Origin of the sequence: Thermoflavimicrobium dichotomicum (genome assembly GCF_900114055.1) — a bacterium.
GTDB classification, from domain to species: domain Bacteria; phylum Bacillota; class Bacilli; order Thermoactinomycetales; family Thermoactinomycetaceae; genus Thermoflavimicrobium; species Thermoflavimicrobium dichotomicum.
On the sequence record NZ_FORR01000015.1, the window covers coordinates 92114 to 98113 of the forward strand.

General features: G+C 44.8%; 4 protein-coding genes and 1 pseudogene. 1 reads left to right on the plus strand and 4 read right to left on the minus strand.

Annotation, left to right across the window (positions count from 1 at the left end):
- Position 1 precedes the first annotated feature (1 nt).
- Together BMZ78_RS13745 and BMZ78_RS13750 are read right to left on the minus strand one after the other, a co-directional pair.
- Positions 2-520: a hypothetical protein gene (locus tag BMZ78_RS13745; RefSeq protein ID WP_139203331.1), complete on the minus strand. Its 519-nt coding sequence runs from the start codon at positions 518-520 to the stop codon at positions 2-4.
- Between the two features lie 1227 nt (positions 521-1747).
- Positions 1748-1909, minus strand: a pseudogene (locus tag BMZ78_RS13750) (NucA/NucB deoxyribonuclease domain-containing protein); the annotation flags it as partial.
- Between the two features lie 837 nt (positions 1910-2746).
- On the opposite strand from BMZ78_RS13750, the gene BMZ78_RS13755 reads away from it, so the two are divergent.
- Positions 2747-3820 carry a thermonuclease family protein gene (locus BMZ78_RS13755; protein ID WP_093231013.1) on the plus strand — a complete coding sequence of 358 codons (1074 nt, stop codon included), beginning with the start codon at positions 2747-2749 and terminating at the stop codon, positions 3818-3820.
- Positions 3821-3983: 163 nt separating this feature from the next.
- On the opposite strand, the gene BMZ78_RS13760 is transcribed toward BMZ78_RS13755, so the two are convergent.
- Positions 3984-5561: a SagB family peptide dehydrogenase gene (locus tag BMZ78_RS13760; RefSeq protein ID WP_093231014.1), complete on the minus strand. Its 1578-nt coding sequence runs from the start codon at positions 5559-5561 to the stop codon at positions 3984-3986.
- A 22-nt stretch (positions 5562-5583) separates the two neighbouring features.
- The coding region (locus tag BMZ78_RS13765; protein WP_175482485.1) for a YcaO-like family protein at positions 5584-6000 on the minus strand (417 nt) is incomplete at its 5' end.

Genomic DNA, 6000 nt, shown 5'->3' on the forward strand with positions numbered 1-6000 from the left:
CCTATTTCAAGTGATTTTGGACAGATATCTTTCTTGATTCCAACTTAACAACTTCGAACAAGATGAGGCTGAACGGCCGGTTGAATTCGCTAAGCAAAAGATATGTGACATAGTGATAGTTTCCCTTTCCGATAAACGTGATGCCGCGACCGGACCGCTCGGAAAGCCTGTGGCCGATTTCTGTCAGCGCCTTGTGCGTGCAAAACAGATTGGCCTCCGTGATGTCCTTAAGCTCGATCCATTCGTCAGCAAAGTCGGACAGCTTATGCTGCCAGGGATAAGCATCGTCAAAGTTCAGCAAGGTCACGTCATGATAAAGGAGTCCCATGATCACCAATTTCCTTTCCTTACGAAAATGAAATGAACGATCAGGTTTTCCTTTCATGAAGTGTTGGAAATGAACTTTGGTCGATATATTCATGATGCCAAGCTGACGCAGGGGAGTTAAGAGAGGAGATGCAGACGGGATTTTTAGAAGTCTTTCCTTTGTTGCCATTGGAGCCGTTTCCACCAGATCCACCGGTTAGGTTCTCACAGGGGATTCCCTGTCTGATACGGTTAAGTCGCTCCGTTCGTTCCCATGACCATCTCTTCCCTCCAACTCAAAAAAAGCACCGCTTGGGTGCTATCAATCTAAGCTTAAGATAGGTCTTGGTACAAGTCTATTTAAAAAGGACGACCGAAACGATCTCTACGACGACGTCTACGACGACGACGTCTTGGGCAGACACAAAAACAACCAAATGGACAGAAACGTCTTCTTCTAAATCGTTGCTGCGTAGAATTCATGGCGATTCACCTCCTTTCGTTGATTTACAAGGAGGTTGACAGATTCAGTGAAAAGCTCCACAGTAAAACTGCCAAATCTACCAGCTTGATATAGTATATTGATAATTGACAAAAAACGTGCAGACGTTATAAAGAATGAGTTATCTACTTACGCCTTTTTTGTTTCCTTGTATCCCTCCAATAAAAAACACAATCACCAACTGGTTTAACGCCAGCGAGTGCATAGTGTTGAGAGCCAAAATTTCGCCCTCTTAGCACCCTTTTCCGGTAAGGGTAATACTTCTTCCCGATGTCTTTATATCAGAGTAAAGCGATAAAGCAAACCTTGGTATTCGTAGGGGTTGCAGATTCTAAAATGTTCCCTTCAAATTTCGTTTTTGCCTTTGCCGTATGGGGGATTCTTATGTGATTGTTGCATTCTTGGGTAATTCCGAATCGGTGAAATCACTTGGTGCCCATGGGTTTTCCGATTTTAGTTAAGAAAAACAAAAACAAACGGTCATTGATATATTCCCGTGGAATATCAATGACCGTTTGCCAGGGTTTCGACAACCTTCTGCTTGTCATCGTTACCATCTTCGTCTTCGTCAGTTCTATATATCCTATTTCGCTGGTGAGGAAGTTGTAAGTGTGTTCTCCCATTTCAAGTGATTTTGGATAGATATCTTCTAGGGGCGGAGGATACCAAAATCGACCTGCCCTACCCGACACCCCCTATTTACGTGAAGAAACCCTTTAATACTACTGCGTTTTTATATCTATATGACCGCTTTTGGACTTATCTCGGAGTTACGTATTAGGGAAAATCCCCATTTCACAAGATGAAGGAAAAGAATATGAAGTGACCTTCAACATTTCGTCAAGACAGGAAATTTGAGGCAAATGACTTAGTTCAAATGTGGATAAACCCTATGTCACCTCAATATTGGAGCAGAAATAGAAACTGGTAGCTTTTTCATTATTGCACAATGAACTTCACTCGGGTCCCATCCGGGTAATCCTCAAGTTGGTTACCAACCCATGCTCCGGCTCCACGGTTATCACTCGGACTGATATAACGAACATCGGCACCATACCCGCCTTCTAGACACATCGCCATAGGCCATTCATCTTCAGTATAGATAAATACTCTTCTAGTTTTTCAGCGTGTTTTGGACTGGGAGTAACCATCGACTGCAAGGACAAGCATGCAGATAATAACCTAGGCATTCATATAGTTAAAGAGAATAAACTAAATGGATTAAGAAGTGAGTTTATCGACTTGTTAAAAAATACTTCAGCCGGTCGTATTCGATCTGCTCGAATAGAATTAGGTATGACAATAAAAGAACTTTCCCAGGCTACAGGCTTAACCACTGAAGCCTCTTTCCTTCCCCGATCATTGATTTTTGTCTCAACTCTTATCTCCTTTACTAAGGATTTTACGATCTCTCGCTTATCTTCAAAGGCAAGTTCCCCATCATACCACTTTTTCCATAAGCTCTTTATTAATTCCTCAGCTATTTCAAACCCTCGATAGATATTTTTTCTTTGTGGATTAAATCCTCCTCAATTTCCTCAATTTGTCTTTCAGCTGATCCTTTTCAGAAGAAATTTTCTCAAGCTGTTTTTCCACATCTGAAAGACCAAATCATTTTTTCTAAATAAGTCTAAGATCCTTCCTTCTCTTCATTTTCATCTAGCTGCTTTTCTAATAACTCCCTTTCTTTTGTCCCATGCCTGATAGATTTTAAGCGTTTCATTTTTTCAAAATATTTCTTTCGGTTATCGCAACTCTATCATTCTATCTATTCTTTTATTGGCTTCAGCTTCAATTCATATTTCCCTAGCACGTATTCATCCTTTTTTCTTACTCTTGATATTTAGCTATGAATTTATACATTTTTAATAGATTATTAACATTAATAAAAAGGGAATTAATTATCATGATTAAGAAACCATTTCAGGAGGAGATCCGATGAAACGTGTTTATCTCACTATCCTATCTTCGTTAATGTTGCTTGTTGCATCTTTTACTGTCTCTCCAGTTCAGTCCTCAGCAGCAACATATACTGCGACAGTAGATTATGTCGTGGACGGTGATACTGTTCATTTGAAAGAATCAGTACTCGGAACAAACAAAGTCCGAATGCTTTCCATCGACGCTCCAGAATCGAACTATCAAGGTCAAGCGCAAAATCCATGGGGTACCAATGCGAAGAATTATCTAACACAACTACTTCCAAGCGGAACACAAGTAACCATTGAAACAGACACTGAAGAAAAAGACTCCTATGGCCGTCTATTGGCACACATTAAAAAAGGAACTCTGAACATAAACAAAGAGATGGTTCGTCAAGGTCATGCAGTAACTTATTACATCTGGCCCAACATGAAATACTTCACAGAATATCAATCTGCTTATTTAGAAGCAAAACAAAATGGAAGAGGAATGTGGAATCCATCCAATCCAATCAATGAACTTCCTTTTGAGTTTCGTGATCGGATTTCAGGACAGCCTCAAGACAAATATGTAGGCGATTATTACACCAAAACGTATGTTGATCCAGCGAATTACAAGCAAATTCCTATTGAGAAACGTGTCTTCTTCTTCAATGAATCAGATGCGATATCTGCTGGATATACCAAGTCTGGTGGTGGAGGCAATACGAACCTCGTCATCAACGAAGTGTTACCTGCCCCTTCTTCTACATTTACAAAAGAGTTTGTAGAGATCTACAACCCTACTTCTTCATCCGTTGATATTAGTGGATATGTGATCGATGACATCGTGGGTGGCGGCTCTGCTCCATATACGATTCCAAGTGGAACCATCATTCCAGCCAAGGGGTACTTCGTTTGGGAAACTACGAACTACTTTAATAATAGTGGTGGCGATGACGTGACGTTAAAGGCTCCGAATGGAACAATCATTGATCAATATCACTATTCTTCTTCTGCATACGATCAATCTTGGTATCGTTTACCAGATGGTGGGGCCTGGTCTACCAGTCAAGATGCAACTCCTACCAAAGGAACTTCAAATAACTGACAGGAAGCAAAAAGGACTGGATAGTTGATAATCCAGTCCTTTTTTGTCTTTAAATATGTTTTTCAGGATGGAGTCCCTTCTGGTTAACGCTTTAGAGCAGCTCTTATACATTGTTTTTCATACATTATTTGCACCATAGCCAGAGCTTTCACTCTTGCCTCCTCTATCCATGCAAACTACCCTCTAACCGAGTGCGAAGACGATAGGGACCGACCGGGATTTGGATCAGGCTGGTTTTTCCTTGCGCATCCATCCTGTAGATCTCATCACACAAGCTCGCATCAAATCCGAGGAGCGGGTGCCCTCCCATCCCGATGGCAGACGCCGCCAGTAGCAAACGCTGCACGAGCATGCCCGCTTCCATCTGTTGGATGCGGTATCCTCTGTACCCCAGTGCCGTTTTGAGGTGATCCTGGTCCCCTGCCACATGCAGGCAGAGCGGCACTTGGAACAGATTTACATTGTGCAAAGACATCCCCTGTTGCAGCCAGAACCGATGATCTCCGAGACGTACCTTCCGCAATGCATGAGCAGCGCTGTCATAGTGGTAGGCACCATCCGGAATGCCTTCAACGCCATACAAACAGCCATACAGTGAGACACGGGACTCGGGCTTTTCTTGTGTTCCATCCAAATCATTTTGATACGGAAAGGAAGTGGCCTCTTTGAGCAGAGTGGCCAGTTGCAGTTGGCTTACCTTGCCCAAAACAAAATCCATCCCTGGTGAATGCCGTTTTCGGCAGACCGATGCCAGATCATACGACAACCGGTTCACGTGTGGCAGGGCCACCGCCTGACCCTCACAGTTAACGTTCTTCTCCCCTGCGATTCTCCGAAACGATCGAGCTGATTCCAGCATGGACGCTTCGTTCATCTTGATCAGCATCGGATACTCCTTGATCCTCAGCGACCGGACGTAGTGATCATGCTGAACCTCTGTCAACTCCCGGCACAATTCGGTGGCAGAGATATCCACGTCTCCATCATTTCCGTCAGCAAACCAGGTGATCGCAGGCTCCACCGACAGCGGAATAACCGCATACACGCTCTCCTCCTGTTCGGACAGCCCGAGCAGATGGTTAACGGCCCGATCAAGAAACTGGAAGTACACCCCCGCTTCGAAGCCAAACCGTTTCGCCACTTCCAGCAACTGCCCGATCAGCACACCGGCATCCAGCCCTTGCAAACGGTAGGCAAAGTTATTGTATTTAAAGAAGTTTTTCCAAAACATGGTCGACACAAAAACCGTACAAAAACAAGCCGACACGTCACAGCGATTGCCAAGAGCCCTGGACAGATATGAATCGAAATCGCCTTCGCGCAACAACACCAGTCGATGGTGTGCCACATCATAATGGTACACCCCGGCAGGCAAATCCTCCATTTTTAGATACACGTATAATTCACTGGGATACAACGCTCCACCGGAGGGAACGAACCGCCGGTACAACTGCGTCAGACCCACCGCTTGTTCCGTGGAATCCATGGCATAAAATGACTGGAAGAATTGAGTGAGCCCGTATACATACCAGAGAAAATGACCGATTCCGCGAAGGCCGGGCTTCACGGGCATTTCCCGTCCTTCGAGCGTCAGCGGTACTTCCGGAGAAAACGGAAACACAGGCAAGCCACGGTATAGCTTATACGGAAGCGGTGCGTCTTCCCAATCCACCTCCCAGTCCGGCGGTTGGATCTTGTCAATGTCAAAATGCAAATCGTGCAGAAATGCTTCCAGACTCATCCTTCTTCCTCCCAGACACGGCTTATGGAAACGGATGCGGATGTGGATTGAGCTGTTCAAGCGTCAGCGGCTCTTTCGCATACCCGAGTTCCACCGGTACCCGTAGCACCCTCTCCAGACCTGTCACGCGGGTCAGATGATGTCCGAACGTCATCGGCAACATCCCCGGAATCAGCACTTTCACGCAATGCAGTCCGTTTCGCTTGATTTCCGGTGTCGTCTGATCCACCACGATCACATCAAGGTTCAATCGACGAAAAACCTGGAGAATGTCCTTCAGGTCATCGGTCAGATCCGCATGTCTTCCCTTGCGTTCAAATTCCTCATCAAACGATCGCAACGGGCGATTTTCATCCAGCAAAAATTGCAGGCGCTCCTCCGCTTGCGGCAAACTGTACAGCATGGAATGGTCCTCCATCTGCTGCACCAGGAACGGATC